The organism is Bradyrhizobium barranii subsp. apii, from assembly GCF_011516635.5.
GTDB classification, from domain to species: domain Bacteria; phylum Pseudomonadota; class Alphaproteobacteria; order Rhizobiales; family Xanthobacteraceae; genus Bradyrhizobium; species Bradyrhizobium barranii.
Window position 1 is genome coordinate 1,717,428 of record NZ_CP096255.1, and the last position, 15,392, is coordinate 1,732,819.

The 15,392-nt window shown below is 63.3% G+C and carries 12 protein-coding genes, 1 tRNA gene and 1 pseudogene; 8 read left to right on the plus strand and 6 right to left on the minus strand.

Annotated features, from left to right (window positions below; all coding sequences use genetic code 11):
- Positions 1-31 precede the first annotated feature (31 nt).
- Positions 32-1,276, plus strand: a complete 1,245-nt coding sequence (locus HAP41_RS08140) for a recombinase zinc ribbon domain-containing protein (RefSeq protein WP_224580916.1) — start codon at positions 32-34, stop codon at positions 1,274-1,276.
- On the opposite strand, the pseudogene HAP41_RS08145 reads toward HAP41_RS08140, so the two are convergent.
- Positions 1,276-1,824: pseudogene (locus HAP41_RS08145) on the minus strand (integrase core domain-containing protein); the annotation flags it as partial. The gene HAP41_RS08140 and the pseudogene HAP41_RS08145 overlap by 1 nt on opposite strands.
- Before the next feature lie 150 nt (positions 1,825-1,974).
- Between HAP41_RS08145 and HAP41_RS08150 the strand changes: the two are divergent.
- Positions 1,975-2,904 carry a DEAD/DEAH box helicase gene (locus tag HAP41_RS08150; protein ID WP_224580915.1) on the plus strand — a complete coding sequence of 310 codons (930 nt, stop codon included), beginning with the start codon at positions 1,975-1,977 and terminating at the stop codon, positions 2,902-2,904.
- 50 nt (positions 2,905-2,954) lie between these two features.
- On the opposite strand, the gene HAP41_RS08155 is transcribed toward HAP41_RS08150, so the two are convergent.
- A complete protein-coding gene (locus tag HAP41_RS08155) occupies positions 2,955-3,851 on the minus strand; it encodes a 3'-5' exonuclease (protein WP_166103728.1) in 897 nt (298 codons plus the stop codon).
- 365 nt (positions 3,852-4,216) lie between these two features.
- Between HAP41_RS08155 and HAP41_RS08160 the strand changes: the two genes are divergently transcribed.
- The 3 genes from HAP41_RS08160 to HAP41_RS08170 all read left to right on the plus strand — a co-directional run bounded on the left by HAP41_RS08160 (position 4,217) and on the right by HAP41_RS08170 (position 8,078).
- The gene (locus tag HAP41_RS08160; protein WP_029085027.1) at positions 4,217-5,077 is read left to right on the plus strand and encodes a tyrosine-type recombinase/integrase; all 861 of its coding nucleotides are present in this window, start codon (positions 4,217-4,219) and stop codon (positions 5,075-5,077) included.
- Between the two features lie 20 nt (positions 5,078-5,097).
- Positions 5,098-6,324 (plus strand): IS91 family transposase, encoded by a 1,227-nt coding sequence (locus HAP41_RS08165; protein ID WP_166061603.1) that lies wholly within the window; start codon positions 5,098-5,100, stop codon positions 6,322-6,324.
- Positions 6,325-6,731: 407 nt separating this feature from the next.
- The gene (locus HAP41_RS08170) at positions 6,732-8,078 is read left to right on the plus strand and encodes an IS5 family transposase (RefSeq protein WP_166053956.1); all 1,347 of its coding nucleotides are present in this window, start codon (positions 6,732-6,734) and stop codon (positions 8,076-8,078) included.
- Between the two features lie 174 nt (positions 8,079-8,252).
- Here the strand turns inward: HAP41_RS08170 and HAP41_RS08175 are convergent.
- Together HAP41_RS08175 and HAP41_RS08180 are read right to left on the minus strand one after the other, a co-directional pair.
- Positions 8,253-8,328 (minus strand) — tRNA-Ile (locus HAP41_RS08175).
- 343 nt (positions 8,329-8,671) lie between these two features.
- Positions 8,672-9,649 (minus strand): Bug family tripartite tricarboxylate transporter substrate binding protein, encoded by a 978-nt coding sequence (locus HAP41_RS08180; protein ID WP_166103725.1) that lies wholly within the window; start codon positions 9,647-9,649, stop codon positions 8,672-8,674.
- A 107-nt stretch (positions 9,650-9,756) separates the two neighbouring features.
- On the opposite strand from HAP41_RS08180, the gene HAP41_RS08185 reads away from it, so the two are divergent.
- On the plus strand, positions 9,757-10,734 hold the full coding sequence (locus HAP41_RS08185; protein WP_166103722.1) for a TAXI family TRAP transporter solute-binding subunit: 978 nt from the start codon (positions 9,757-9,759) through the stop codon (positions 10,732-10,734).
- Positions 10,735-10,804: 70 nt separating this feature from the next.
- On the opposite strand, the gene HAP41_RS08190 is transcribed toward HAP41_RS08185, so the two are convergent.
- Together HAP41_RS08190 and HAP41_RS08195 are read right to left on the minus strand one after the other, a co-directional pair.
- Entirely contained in the window at positions 10,805-12,034 is a 1,230-nt protein-coding gene (locus HAP41_RS08190) for an ABC transporter substrate-binding protein (protein WP_166103719.1), read from the minus strand.
- A 98-nt stretch (positions 12,035-12,132) separates the two neighbouring features.
- The gene (locus HAP41_RS08195) at positions 12,133-13,026 is read right to left on the minus strand and encodes a substrate-binding domain-containing protein (RefSeq protein WP_166103714.1); all 894 of its coding nucleotides are present in this window, start codon (positions 13,024-13,026) and stop codon (positions 12,133-12,135) included.
- 326 nt (positions 13,027-13,352) lie between these two features.
- Between HAP41_RS08195 and HAP41_RS08200 the strand changes: the two genes are divergently transcribed.
- Both HAP41_RS08200 and HAP41_RS08205 read left to right on the plus strand, forming a co-directional pair.
- The gene (locus HAP41_RS08200; protein WP_166103709.1) at positions 13,353-14,186 is read left to right on the plus strand and encodes an ABC transporter substrate-binding protein; all 834 of its coding nucleotides are present in this window, start codon (positions 13,353-13,355) and stop codon (positions 14,184-14,186) included.
- Positions 14,187-14,240: 54 nt separating this feature from the next.
- A complete protein-coding gene (locus HAP41_RS08205; protein WP_166103706.1) occupies positions 14,241-15,383 on the plus strand; it encodes a molybdopterin-binding protein in 1,143 nt (380 codons plus the stop codon).
- Positions 15,384-15,392: the final 9 nt, after the last annotated feature.

Sequence of the window (15,392 nt, forward strand, 5' to 3'; positions counted from 1 at the left end):
GGCTGCTCACGATCGTCTGAATTCGGCGCTCATGATCGCGCGAAATCGCTGCTCACGATCACTGAAATATGCATATGTGAGCTGGGAGAGGTTCGAGGCGATCCGCACCATGGTCAGCAGCAACGTTCCCACCGGTCGGCATCACGGCGCACCCAAGCATGGGGACGCGCTGCTGGCCGGTCTGATCCGGTGCAAGCGCTGCGGCCGCAAGCTCACACTCCGGTACTCCGGCATGGAAAACCATATCCCGCGCTACAGCTGCAGCCGCGCCTGGATGGACAATGGCGGGGCCCACTGCATCGCCTTCGGCGGATTGCGTGTCGATGATGCAATCGAGGACGCACTGCTTGGCGTCGTCGGTCCGGGCGCTATCGCCGCTGCAACCGCTGCCGCCGAAGGAGCCAGGGAACGGCGGGATCAGGTGCGCGATGCGCTCAGTCGCGATCTGGAAGCGGCGCGCTATGCCGCCGACCGGGCTTTCCGGCAATACGATGCCGCTGACCCCGCGAACCGGTTGGTGGCGAGTGAGCTGGAAGCGCGCTGGAACAGGGCACTCGCTCACGCGGCGGAGGTCGAGGGCAAGATCGCCATGCATGATGCGGCGACGCCCGCACCCATTGCTGATCCAGCTTCGCTCGGCGTACTGGCCTCGAACCTCAAAACGGTCTGGGATGCGCCGACGACGGATGCTCGTCTCAAGAAGCGCATTGTACGCACCCTCGTCCATGAGGTCGTGGCCGATATAGACGACGCGGCGTCCGAGATCGTTCTCATCGTCCACTGGGTGGGTGGCGCTCACAGCGAGTTGCGCTTGCCCAAGCGCCGGCGCGGACAGCGCAACAGCACTTCCGCCGATATTATCCAAGCCGTGCGTCAACTGGTGCTGATCGCCAGCGACGATCTGATTGCCGGCCTCCTCAACCGCAACGGCCTCAAGACGGGCAACGGCAATCGCTGGACCCGTGAGCGCGTCACATCAATGCGCTCGAGCTACCACCTCCCGGTATTCAAGCCCGCCGATGACGGGATCGAACCCTGGCTCAACCTTAGCAACGCCGCAAAGCTCCTGAAGATCGCGCTCAAGACGCTCCGGCTGGCCGCTGAAGCCGGCGAAATCGAAGCCTTCCATCCGCTGTCGGACGGCCCGTGGATCTTCGCCCGCGCCTCGCTGATAACAACTGCCGCTCAATCTATCGCCGAACGAGCGCGACAGAACCCAAGATACCCCACGGGATCGCATCCCAATCAGCAAAGTCTCTTCTCTTCAACAACATAGACAGATGGGTGTTCTGATGCGCGGTTGTAATCGGCCCGCCAGCATCCGAGCGCGACGCGGGCCTGGGCCAACGACGTGAACAGCGTCTCGTTCAACAGTTCATCGCGCAGCCGGCCGTTGAAGCTTTCGATGAAGGCATTCTGCATGGGCTTGCCCGGCGCGATGTAGTGCCATGCCACGCGGCTCTGATCAGCCCATGTCAGGATGGCGTTGCTGGTGAGCTCGCTGCCGTTGTCGCTGACCACCATCTTCGGCTTGCCGCGCTCAATCATCAGCCGGTCCAGCTCCCGCGCCACCCGGGGGCCCGAGAGCGAGGTATCGGCCACCAGCGCCAGGCACTCGCGGGTGCAGTCGTCGACCACGGTGAGGATACGGAAGCGGCGACCATCGGTGAGCTGATCCGATACGAAGTCGAGCGACCAGCGGTCGTTCGGCGCCATCGGCACCGTCATCGGCGCCCGGGTCCCGATCGCCCGCTTGCGGCCGCCACGGCGACGCACCGCAAGCTTCTCTTCCCGGTAGAGCCGGAACAGCTTCTTGTGGTTGATTGAGGAAAGCGAGTTGGGATAACCGCCAATAGTCACAAGGTTATCCGGAATCTTTTCGATGAGGTCGTCGAAGCTGCAGGTGAAGAAGGCCTTCGGATCCGCTGCGTTCAAAAGGTCGATGAGAAGCATCAAGAAGACGATCTCGACAGCTTGAAGTTCGTCAAGAAGAACGAGCATGCCCTCGACGCGCTGCGGACGAACTGTTCCGTCGGCGGAGGGACATCGTATTTCTGGGCTCGGCCGGACGCACGCCTAAGCGTCGACGTGCTGTTCATCGATGAAGCCGCGCAGATGGCTCTCGCGAACGTGCTGGCCGTCGCACAAGCTGCGCAGAGCGTCGTTTTGCTGGGAGACCCGCGGCAACTGGAGCAGCCGATTCAAGGGAGCCATCCTGATGGCGTCGGAGTTTCGGCCTTAGACCATGTCCTGGGGCCCCATGCCACCATTCCGGCCGATCGGGGTCTGTTCCTCGCCGAGACGTGGCGGCTTCATCCGCTCATCTGTGCCTTCAATTCGGAACTGTTCTATGAAGGTCGCCTGAAGTCTCGGCCCGGACTTGAGCGGCAGGAAATCAGGATCAAGTCCGGTCTCAACGGTTCTGGCCTTCGCTACCTTCCAATCCAGCACGACGGAAATCAGAGTTCTTCGCCGGAAGAAGCTGATGCGATCCGCGACCTCATTGCGGACGTCCTGGGATCCGGCACGACCTGGGTCGACCGGAAAGGTAGTGAGTCCCCGATTTCGCTCGACGATGTCCTGATCATCGCGCCGTACAATGCGCAAGTCTTCGAGCTTCAGGAGCGACTTCCCGGCGCTCGCATCGGCACCGTGGACAAATTTCAGGGCCAGGAGGCGCCAATCGTCATCTATTCTATGGCGACTTCAAGTCACGCGGATGCGCCGCGCGGAATGGAGTTTCTGTACAGCGCCAATCGGCTGAACGTTGCGGTTTCGCGAGCGAAGTGCATTTGCATAGTGGTCGCTTCGCCGCGTTTGTTTGAGGCCGAGTGCCGGACCCCTCGTCAAATGCAACTAGCTAATGCCTTTTGTCGGTACGCCGAGATGGCGTCGGCATTGTAGGGTCGTCGCTGGACTAAGTAGATGGGTCCATCATCAAATTCAAACCACTTTCACGCTCGAACGGAAAATCGATCGAACGCCGTCAGGATTTGTGACCGCGGCTCGACATCCTGCAGATAGATTTCGGTCTTCAGAAATTCGATCTCTTCCGTGAATTTGTTTTCGTCTACATCCACATACCACGATCGCGGCCTACCATCACTTCCATCACTCCAGCGATAGCCCCGCCGTTTGAGTGTGTCCTTGAGATCAAAGGGCGATTGTTCGGCCCACACGCGGATCGTTTTCTTGCGGGCTTGCTCAAGCAGGATAGAGAGCGCCGGCGAGCCCGCGGTCGGCAATTCGAAGGCTAGAATTTCGAGAAGCGCATGACAATCGTCTACGGCCCTGTGCGCTTGGTGGAAGTAGCCCGTGCCGTTCAGTAAATAGCCCAAGCGCGACCCTTCGAAGCCATGCTTTCGCCACTCGACCTCCGTTGCGGAGCATCCCCAGCCTTTTCGCTGGAAGATTGGCCAGTAGCGTTCCGCAAATTTGCGATCGAAGTTTGCGTTGTGCGCAATCACGATGACCGCCTCGTCGGCAAACGAAGTGACCAACGTCTCGTCTATGCGATGTCCGGCCACCATTTCGTCCGTGATCCCAGTGAGCGCTGTTACCTCAAGGGGTATAGTTCCTGTTGGCTCATTGAATGACGAAAAGGCGTCCTTGACCCCCGTGATCCGACCGTCGGGCAGGTAGTCGAATTTGACCATACCGAGCTCGATGACCTCGTCTTTTCGTGGATCAAGTCCGGTGGTCTCGACATCTAGAAGGATGCCTGTCTTAGTCGTCTTACCATCGGACGGTGTGAAATTGGTGCGGGGGAGCAGGCGCCGCAAAACTCGGTAGTCGGCCGATTTCGCCAGCGCGTCGGCCATGGCGGCCAGAGATAGGTCGTTATCGGACATCGTACAATTGGACCCCATATCCTTAGTCAGATATCGAGATTGGGTCGCAATTCTAATCCGCTTTAAATCTCGAAATCCAGTTGCGGACCTTCCTTGTCGTCGCCTAGACCGGTAGCACTTCAGCGAACATCTTTATCCGGTCGTCCGTGAACAAGGCTCTAAGCGATTGAGCGAGAGTCTGTTTTTCGGATTTGAGACGGTTTGAGATTGCAGGGATTGGGAGGTAAAGACCGCCAAAGCCTGCAAATTCGATTGTGGATTGAACGAAGCCGCTGCCGCGGCGTAGGGGGCAAGGTGGCATAGATCGCCTCCTGGCTGAGAGGATGTGGGTGTTGGAGCCCACCCCCTCAGACAGGAGTATCGAGATGGCCGATTTGAGCCCTCTTCGCCGCCGCATGATCGAAGACATGACCGTCCGCAATCTGTCGCCGGCGACGCAAAGATCCTACATCAGCGCGGTTTCGAAGTTCAGCCGCTATTTTGGCCGATCGCCTGACCGGTTAGAGCTGGAAGACGTCCGCGCCTTCCAGGTGCATTTGGTCTCGACCGGCATCTCATGGCCGGCGCTGAACCAGATCGTCTGTGCGCTACGGTTTTTCTACGGCGTCACGCTCGGCGAGGCGCTCATCCCAGAGCGCATTCCCTATGCGCGAGAACCGCGCAAGCTGCCGGTCGTTCTCAGCGCCGACGAAGTGGTTCAGTTTCTTGAAGCGGTATCGAGCCTGAAGAGCCGCGCCGCGCTCACCACCGCCTATGCGGCCGGGCTCAGGGCCTCGGAGGTTGCGGGACTGCGGATCGAAGACATCGACAGCGCCCGCGGCGTCATCCAGGTGCGCCACGGCAAGGGCGCGAAGGATCGCAACGTGATGCTGTCGCCCCAGCTGCTGGGCATCCTGCGCACCTACTGGCGGCTCGCCCGGCCGCGGCTTTATCTGTTCCCTGGTCGTGACGAAGATCATCCGATCGATCAGACCGTGCTGCATGCCGCCTGCCGGTCGGCGGTGAAGGCTGCGGGCCTGACCAAGCGCGTCACGCTGCACACGCTGCGCCACAGCTTCGCGACACATCTTCTCGAGAACGGAACCGATATCCGGATCATCCAGGTCTTGCTCGGGCACAATAATTTGTCGTCGACAGCGCGCTACACGCAGGTCGCCACCGATACGATCCGAGCGACGCAGAGCCCGCTCGATCGCCTGTCGCTGGAGGTGACGCCACCTGGATGACCCGCAGCGGGATGCGGGTCATGACCCGCTCCGACATCCGCTCCAACAGGCCCGCCATCGAGATTGCCGATATTCTGCGCCGGCATGGCGACGCCTATCGCCGTGTACATGCCGGTCATCTGGGGCGGGTCGAGCGGCGCGTGATGAGCGCGATCGTTGCGTGCCGGACCGAGGCGCTCGGCGGCCACATGCAGGCTTGCGACGACTGCGGCACGACACGCGTTGCCTATAATTCCTGCCGCAATCGGCACTGTCCGAAGTGTCAGGGGAGAGCCCGAGCCGCGTGGCTCGCCGCGCGTCAAGCCGACCTGCTTCCGGTTCCCTATTTCCACGTCGTCTTTACACTTCCCGCACCGATCGCCGCGATCGCTTTCCAGAACAAGGCCGTCGTCTATGCCATCCTGTTCAAGGCTGCCGCCGAGGCGATGACGACGCTCGCCGCCAATCCACGCCGGCTCGGCGGTGCGATCGGCGGCGTCGCCGTCCTCCACACCTGGGGACAGACGCTGATGCATCATCCCCACGTCCATTGCGTCGTTCCGGGTGGCGGCCTCTCGCCCGATGGCGCGCGCTGGACCGCTTGCCGACCGAACTTCTTCCTGGCCGTCAAACCGTTGTCCAGACTATTTCGCACACTTTTTCTCAAACGTCTGTCGGCAGCCTTCAACTCCGGTGCCTTGCGTTTCTTCGGCGATCTCGGAGCTCTGGCCGAGCCGGCTGCCTTTGCGGCCCACCTCGACGCCATGCGACGCATCAACTGGGTTGCTTACGCCAAGCGGCCCTTCGGCGGACCCGCACAGGTCCTGGCCTATCTCGGCCGCTACACCCATCGCGTCGCGATCGCCAACAGCCGGCTCGTCGCACTCGACGACGATCATGTCGCCTTCTCATGGAAGGACTATCGCCAAAACAGCGCGACAAAGATCATGAATCTCAAGCCCGATGAGTTCATTCGCCGTTTCCTGCTTCATACGCCGCCTGACGGCTTCCACCGCATCCGCCACTTCGGCTTCATGGCCAACCGCCATCGCGCTGCCAAGCTCGCCCTTTGCCGCGAACTTCTCGATCATGAGCGAACAGCCCCAAACGATGGCCAGCCGTCGCCTGTGGATTCGGAGGCTCAAACCTGGGCCGAGGTTCCTGCCTGTCCCGATTGTGGTGGCGTCATGCGCATCATTGAGCGCTTTCGACATAGCTTCAGACGCCCCAGCCCTCGAACATCACCGTTCCGATGCGACACATCGTGAGCCAAGTCATGTCGTGCACGACGATCATCATTCGTCATTTCGCTCCCAGCGTCTCGATCATCGCGGACGATGTCGAATCCGTGCTGTCACACTGCGCGACAACAACCGTCCGATGCAGCAAAAGGCCTATCGCGATCTCAGGCGAAGCGCGTCTGATCTCAACTCTTCCAGGATGCGCACTCCTGTGTCTCTGCCTCACGCGCCGAGCCAGCAGATCGGGCATGGCGATCTCGAACAATCCCCATAGCTGCAAAACCGCGAATAGCCTCCCGCGCCTTCGTTCAATCCGGCTTCAATGAGGTCGCGTCATAAGCGCCTGCCGCGCCCTCGCGTGAGCGCGACCTCACAGAACCCTCCAGATTCCCTTTCGCAGCGGACCATGATTCTGTGTTGCATCGGAGGGGACGATGCGACCGAAGAAGCACAAGACGACGGGATCGAACGACCTGTTCCGGGCGCGGCTGGACCAGATCATCAATCTGAAGCACGAGCTGGTTCTGTTGGCCGGCAAGATCGATTGGGACTGGATCGACGGCGAGATCGCGCCGCTCTACAGCGAGAACGGCCGGCCGGGGATCGAGACCCGCTTCATGATCGGGCTGCTGTTGCTCAAGCAGATTTACGGGCTGTCCGATGAGGGGATTTGCGAGCGCTGGGTCCACGACCCGTATTTCCAGTACTTCACCGGCGAAGAGTTCTTCCAGCACGCCTTCCCGCACGAGCGATCGGACCTGAGCCATTGGCGCAAGCGGCTCGGCGACAAGCTGGAACTGCTGCTGGCCGAGAGCCTGCGGGTGGCGCACGAGGCCGGCGCGTTACGCGGCCAGGACCTCAAGCGGGTCACGGTCGATACCACGGTGCAGCCAAAGGCCATCACCTTTCCGACCGACGCCAAGCTGCTGCATGCGGCCATCAAGGGGCTCAATCGCCTGGCGAGAAGGCACGGCGTCAGGCTGCGGCAGTCCTATTCTCGGATCGCCAAGGCCGCCGCGATGATGGCGGGCCGCTACGCCCATGCCAAACAATTCAGGCGGCATCAGCGGCAGTTGCGTATCCTGCGCTCAAGGCTCGGCCGGATCATCCGCGATATCCGCCGCAAGATCGACGGCCAGCCAGCCCTGGAGGAGGCGTTCGCCCTTCCGCTTGGCCGGGCCAGCCAGATCCGCTCGCAGCAGCAGCGCCAACGCGGCTGGAAGCTTTATTCTTTCCATGCCCCGGAGGTGGAGTGCATCGGCAAGGGCAAGGCCTCCGCGCCGTACGAGTTCGGCGTCAAGGCTTCCATCGTCACCAACAACCGCCGAGCTCCCGGCGGTCTGTTCGTGCTACACGTCAGGGCGCTGCCCGATAATCCGTATGACGGTCACACCCTGCGCGACGTCATCGACCGCACCGAGGCACTCACCGGCTGTCCGATCGAGCGGGCCTATGTCGACAAGGGGTATCGCGGCCACGACGCTCAAAATCCACGTCGCGTCTTCATCTCCGGCCAGAAGCGCGGCGTCTTCGGGATCATCAAGCGCGAGTTGCGCCGCCGATCCGCCATCGAGCCCATCATCGGACACCTGAAGGCCGAAGGTCACCTCGGGCGCTGCTACCTCAAAGGCCGCGCAGGAGACGCCGCCAACGTCGTCCTCTCCGCCGTAGGCCACAACTTCCGCCGCATCCTCGCCTGGCTGAGAGATTTCTTGGACCTGTTCCTGATCCGGATATGGCGCACGTTCACATGTCCCATCCCGCTCAATTCGGATTCTTAACGGACGACTATCCGGAACGGCGTCAACTTGACCGTCCGTAAGCTTCCGCCTGCCGCAGTCGAAAAGTTGCCGTGCGCGAGGCGCTCCCGAACGAAAAGTGGACGTATCTGGTGCGCTTTCTGGTGCGGTCGTCGCGACAACGGCAACGAAGACCAAGCAACATACTGATATTCTTGGTGGGCCCGGCAGGACTCGAACCTGCAACCAGACCGTTATGAGCGGCCGGCTCTAACCATTGAGCTACAGGCCCCGCCGCGGGACGGCCGCGGATGTGCGGCCAGCAACGGTGCGCGGTTCGTTTACAGGGATGGAGGCGGGGGTGCAATGCTGGCTCCGGCGGACGGAAACCCCTGGCGCAGCATTGCCGGTGATTTCTGAATTACCGAAATTGACGATGGTGCCCTTATGCTCCTGTTTTGCCCGACGAGTCAAATCGGCTCGCGAAGGCCCTTTTTTCGCTTCCGTAACCCATTGTGATTACGTGGCTTTTCTACTGTGCATGGGGTTGTTTTCGCACATTGTGATTCCGGAGGGGCCTGCAGGTCCCTCCGAATGCTTTGCTGGCGCGCTACGGGCGCCGCGCAGGGCCACCCCTAGTCGACCGATACCCCGGCGAACTCCACCACCTTCTTCCACTTCTCGGTCTCGTCAGCGACCAGCTTGCCGAACTCGGCTGATGTCATCGGCTTCGGGATGCCGCCGTTCTCGGTCAGCCGCGCGATGACCTTCGGGTCCTTGAGGACTTCGCCGACGGCCTTGTTGAGGATCTCGATCACTTCGGGCGGCGTGCCCTTCGGCGCGGAGATGCCGTAGAAGCCGACCGATTCGAAGCCCGGCACGGTCTCGGCGATCGCCGGCACGTCGGGCACGGTTGGCCAGCGCTGCGGCGAGGTGACGCCGAGGGCGCGGACAGTGCCGCCACGCGACTGCTCGAGCGCGGAGGGCAAATTGTCGAAGATCAGCTGCACCTTGTTGGAGATGATGTCGGGGAAGGCGATGGCCGAGCCGCGATAGGGCACGTGCACCATGTCGCACTTGGTCATCACCTTGAAGAGCTCCGCCGACATGTGCACCGAGGTGCCGTTGCCGGACGAGGCAAACGAGATCTTGCCGGGATTGGCCTTGCAGTAGTCGATGAACTCCTGGACCGTCTTCGCGGGAAACGCGTTGGAGACGACCAGCATGTTGGTGAGCTGCATGATGCTTGCGACCGGCACGGTGTCGCGCAGGAAGTCGTAAGGCAGCTTCTTGTAGAGCGAGGTCGAGATCGCGTTGTTGGGCGCGACGAACAAGAGCGTATAGCCGTCGGGGGCGGCGTTGATCGCGGCGGCGGCCGCGATGTTACCGCCGGAGCCGGCGCGGTTCTCGACGATGAATTGTTGGCCGAGGCGATCCGAAAGCGCCTGCGCCATGATCCGCGCCACGATGTCGACCGGGCCGCCGGCGGCGAAGCCGATCATCCAGTGCACGGGGCGGTCGGGGTAGCCGGCGGCGGAGGCGGGAGGGGAGGCGTTGAGAAGAGTTGAAAGGAACAGCAGCCCAAAAACAGTGTTACGCAAAATTCGCAACATGACGTCTCCCATTGTTCTATTGTCGTTGGGCTGCATGCTTTCACAAAAACCGCCCGCTGCCTACATCGCCGCAAGTCGATGTTGACGCGGGGCGGCCGGGACTCATCATGAGATTCGCAATCGCAATTCTTCTTGGCGCGGCGCTGCTCGCAAATCCACTCGCAAGCCCCGCGGCTGCTCAAACCGGAGGCAACGCCATTCCGACCACGACACTCAGCCTGGGCACCGCGACGCCCGGCGGCGGCTTTCCGCTCTATGGCAACGCCTTTGCGGAAGCGATGAACGCGGCCGATCCGCAAATCACCATCGCGCCCCGCAACACCAAGGGCAGCAACGAGAACATTCCGCTGCTGGAGAAGGGCGAGCTCGATCTCGCACTGGTCGCGGGCGAGCCGGCCTACGAGGCCTTTGCCGGCATCGGCCGCGCGCCTGTGCGGTTGAAGATACTCACCGCGATCTATTCCAACCCCGGCATGTTCGTGGTGCGGGCGGACAGTCCGTACAAGACCATTCGCGATCTCGTCGGCCAGCCCGTCGCGTTCGGCGCCAAAGGCTCGGGCCTGCCGATCCTGGCGCGCTACGTGCTCGATGGCCTCGGCCTGAAGCAGGACGAGGATTTCAAGGCGATCTATCTCGACCGCGCCGGCGATGGCCCCGCGATGGTCGAGGATGGCCGCGTCGCCGCGTTGTGGGGTGCCGGCATCGGCTGGCCCGGCTTTGCCGCGGTGGCATCGAGTGCGTCAGGCGCGCGCTTCATTGCGCCGACCGCTGAGGAGATCACGCGCATTCGCGCCAAGCATGCGTTCCTGGAGCCGCTCACCGTGCCGGCCGGCTCCTATCCGAAGCAGGCCGAGCCGATCGCCTCGCTCGGCTCGTGGAGTTTCGTCCTCACGCGCGAAGACCTGCCCGATGACGTCGCCTATCGTCTCGCGAAGACGCTGCACGGCGCCGAGGCGACGTTCTGCAAGCAGCTCGCGCAGGCCTGCGAGACCACGGCGTCGAACACGGTCGCGGCAGCGCCGAAGCCGGAGCTGATCCATCCGGGCGTGAAAAAATACTTCCGCGAAATCGGTGTCATGAAATAGGACGCGACTGCATCGACAATCGTCGTGGCCGGGACAAGCCCGGCCATGACGACGACCTCTCGCTACAGCATCACTTCTTCACCAGCGGACACGCCGGGTCCGGTGGGCCAAACGCCTTCTCGCCCGAGATGGTCGTGAGGATCTTGTAATAGTCCCACGGATATTTGCTCTCCTCCGGCGTCTTCACCTGCACCAGCCAGAGATCGTGCACCATCAGATTGTCCTCGCGCAGTTTGCCGTTGCGGGCGAAGAAATCCTCGATCGGCTTTTCCCGCATCTCCGCCGCGACCTTGAGCGGATCGTCGGTGCCGGTCTCCTTGATGGCGTTGAGGTAGTGCATCACGCTCGAATACACGCCGGCCTGCCACATCGACGGCATCTTGTTCATCTTGGCGAAATAGCGCTTCGACCATTCGCGGGTCTTGTCGTCCATGTCCCAGTAGAACGACGTCGTCAGCAACAGCCCTTGGGCGGCCTGCAGGCCGAGGCCGTGGATGTCGGTGATCAGCGCGAGCAGCGCCGCCATCTGCTGGCCGCCCTTGAACACGCCGAACTCCGAGCCGGTCTTGATCTCGTTCATGTTGTTCGGGGGACCAGCGGCAATGCCGATGATCTTGGCCTTGGAGGCCTGCGCCTGCAGCACGAAGGAGGAGAGGTCGGGGGTTGCCAGCGGCGGCCGCACCGAGCCCAGCACCTTGCCGCCATTGGCGGTGACGACGCTGGAGGCGTCGCGCTCCAGCGAATGGCCGAAGGCGTAGTCGTCGGTGATGAAGAACCAGCTGTCGCCGCCGCGCTTGACCACCGCATCAGCAGTGCCGACCGCGAGTGCGCGGGTGTCGAACACCCACTGGATCGCGTATGGCGAGCAGAACTTGCCGTGGAAATCCGCCGTGCCGGTGGAGTGAGTGATGAACAGCCGCTTCTTCTCGTTGGCGACGTTCTGCACCGCGAGCCCGACCGCGGAAACCGGCACGTCGACGATCAGGTCGACCTGATCAACGTCATACCAGCGCCGCGCGATGCCGCCGCCGATATCGGCCTTGAGCTGGTGGTCGCCGATCACGATGCTGATCGGCTTGCCGAGCACCTTGCCGCCGAAATCGTCGATCGCCATCTGCGCCGCCGTCACCGAACCCTGGCCGGTCGGCGCGGAGGCGGCGCCGTTCATGTCGGTGAGCACGCCGATCTTGACGATGTCGTCGGAAACCTGCGCCGACGCCGTACCCGGCAGCAGCGCCGCCGCCAGGAACGTCGCTGCAAAGCCGGCCGCGACCGGCAGTCCAAATCTCGTTGGATTCACGCTTGTCCTCCCCTGATCCGGCTCGTTGGCCGGTGTTGCCCGGGTATGGCCCGGCTGAATTGGTTTCTTTTGCAACTATTTGGGGGCGGGCGTCAACGTCAGGCCGCGAAGCGGATCTGCCCCGCCGGCGAGGGATCGTAGCCGGTCAGTTCCTCGGCGCGCTGCCGCAGCCGCCTTTCGCTGAGGAACCGGATCAGGGCCTGCATCGGCGGGCGGAAATAGCTGCGCTGCCGCATTGCGAGATCAAAATTCTCCCAGACCAGCGGCACGAAATCGAGCCCGGCCGAGCGCGCCGCCGCACGCGTCGCGATTCCGCAATCGGCCTGTCCGGCGCGGACGATCTCGGCGAGATCCGGCCCGGTGAGGGCCGGCGTCTCGACCCGGCGCAGATCGCGGGTCGAGGTGCCGGCGCGCTTCAACAGCACGTCGAGCAGCATCTGCGCGCCTGTGCCCTGTTGTCGCATCGCCATCCTGACACCGAGCGCAAGCACGTCGGAGAGGCCGCGCAGCCGTTTCGGATTGCCCGGCGGCAGCACGAGACCTTGCTCGCGGCGCACGAATGCGACCAGCACCGCATCATGCAGGTCGGGCGCGTCACGCAGCGCCGTCGCACTGGCGTCGGAGGCAAGATTGCCGTCGGCCTCCAGGCCGTGGAAGTGCACCGCCACCGCCATCACCTCGTCGCGCTGCAAGCGCTCGAGCCCGCGCGCGGTGCCCTCGCTCATCGATCCCAAGCCCGAGCCGGATTCACGCAGGCTCCAGTCCAAAAGCTCGTCCTGACTGCCGCCCACGACCGGCGGCGGCTCCGCAGTCAGCATGCCGGCCGGACGCGCCAGCCCCGACAGGACCCAGAGGTCGAGCTCGTGCCGCGGGAAGAGCCACTTCCCGGTCACCTTGGTGCAGGGAATCGCGCCGGTGGTGACGAGTTCGTAGAGCTTGCGTTCGCCGAGCCGAAGGTATTCGGCGGCTTCGCTGGTCGTCAGGAATTCCATCCTGCATTCCTATGCAAATTCTTGCTTCTTTTTGGCGTTCGACGCAGGTGGAATTCTGCATTTCAATTTACGTCCGCCGGGACCATGCCCGATCATCTCGCTGCTTTGCAACACATCCTCACGCGCGATTTCTGCTTTGGTGAACGATCCTGAAGCACCCGCGTGGCGCGGGCCTTGTGGCCGTCGCGCTCGCAATTGCAATGGGCGCACCGCGCGAGCCGCATTGCCGAAATGTCCCGAGTGGGGAGCGCAACGCGCAAACGCGTCACGAGTGTGGCGCAATCGATCATCATCATGATTGCGTCATAGCCAATGGGAACCCGATCATGGTCGTCCGCCGCCTGTCCGTTGCACTCGCGCTTCTCTGCGGCCTCGCCGCGGGCGTGGCGGCGTCATTCGCGGAGGACCGCGCGATCGTGCTGGCCTCGACCACGGCGACACAGGAGTCCGGCCTGCTCGATCATCTGCTGCCGATCTTCCGCGAGAAGACCGGCATCGAGGTGACGGTGATCGCGCGGCGTGCCGATGAAGTGCTCGACGGCGCGCGCAGGGGCGAGGTCGACGTCGTGCTGATGCACGCACGGCCGCAGGAGGAGAAGTTCGTCGCCGACGGTTTTGGCGTGAAGCGTTTTGACGTGATGTACAACGATTATGTGCTGATCGGACCAAAGAGCGATCCCGCCGCCGTGAAAGGCAAGGACATCGCCACCGCGCTGAAGGCGATCGAGGCCAAGGGCGCGCCGTTCGTGACGCGCGGCGATCGCTCGGGCACCCATGGCGCGGAGCTCGCGCTCTGGATCGTCGCCGGCATCGATATCGCCGCTGCCAAGGGTGCATGGTATCGCGAAGTCAAGCAAGGGATGGACGCAGCCCTCGACGCGGCGCGCACGGCGAACGCCTATGTGCTGTCCGACCGCGGCAGCTGGATCGCCTTCAAGGATCGCGGCGATCTCGACATCGTCGTCGAAGGCGACAAGCGGCTGCTCAATCAGTACGGCGCGATGCTGGTGAACCCGGAAAAGTTTCCGAACGTGAAGAAGGAGCTGGGGCAGACCTTCATCGACTGGCTGATTTCGCCGGAGGGGCAGGCGGCGATCGCCGGCTACAAGGTCGACGGACAGCAGCTGTTCTTCCCCAATGCGGCCAAGTCCGGGGGCTGACCTTCGCATCGGCAGCGGTTGCCAAACCGGGCGATGCATGGTCCATCATGGCGCATGACCCAGCGCCTGCCGCCCTCGCTGACGCCGCTCGACACTGCGCTCGCCGCGTTGCTGCGAGGCGTTGATCCGATCGCGACGATCGAGTTGCCCCTGGCGGAGGCCGCCGGCTGCATCGCGGCAGGGACGCCGCTGCTTGCGGCCTGTCCGTCGTGCGACATCGCCGCTGCGGATGGCTGGGCGCTCTGCGCCAACGATATTGTCGGCGCGTCCGCCTATTCGCCGCTGCCTCTGACGACGGCGCCCGTTTGGGTCGATGCCGGCGACGCGATGCCGCCGGGATGTGATTGTGTGCTCGATGCCGACGCAGTCGAGGTGTCGGGTCCACTCGCCCAGGTGCTGGCGGAGGGCGTGCCCGGACAGGGCGTCAGGCGCGGCGGAAGCGACATCGCCGGGCTGGCGCCTGCCGTGGCAGAAGGGCATTTGATCCATCCTGCCGCCTTGCTGCTCGCGCGCACCGCCGGTGTTGAAAAGCTGAGCGTACGGCGGCCGCGGCTGGGCATCGTCAACGTGCCGGGTGCGGCCGTGACGGCGCACATGATTGCCGAGATCGCGCGCGCGGCAGGGCTGCAGGTGCAAACGCGCGAAGCTGCCGCGCGAGATGCGGCATCGATCGCGGAAGCGCTCGGCGATCTCGCTTGCGATCTCGCTTGCGATCTCGCTTGCGATCTCACTTGCGATCTCGTCGTGACGATCGGCGGCAGCGGCGCCGGCCGCCGGGATGCCGCGGTCAGCGCGCTGGCCCGGCATGGTGACGTGCTCGCCCATGGCCTCGCGCTCCAGCCCGGACGCACCGCCGCGGTCGGGCGGCTCGGACCGGTTCCAATCGTCGCCTTGCCCGGCTCGCCCGATCATGCGCTTGCCGCCTGGCTCGCGCTGGTGCTGCCGCTCGTCGATCGCCTGTCGGCGCGGCAGTTACGCCGGCGCATGACCTTGCCGCTTGCGCGAAAAATCGCATCCAGTGTCGGCATCGCCGAAATCGCCCTGCTGGCCGAGGAACATCATGCGTGGCTCCCGCTTGCGGTGGGGGATTGGCCGCTTCAGGCCATTGCCCGGGCCGATGCATGGCTGCTCGTTCCCGCCAGCCACGAGGGATTTGCGGCAGGAACGCCGGTCGATGCCTATCTGATGCGGGAATGATATGGGTTT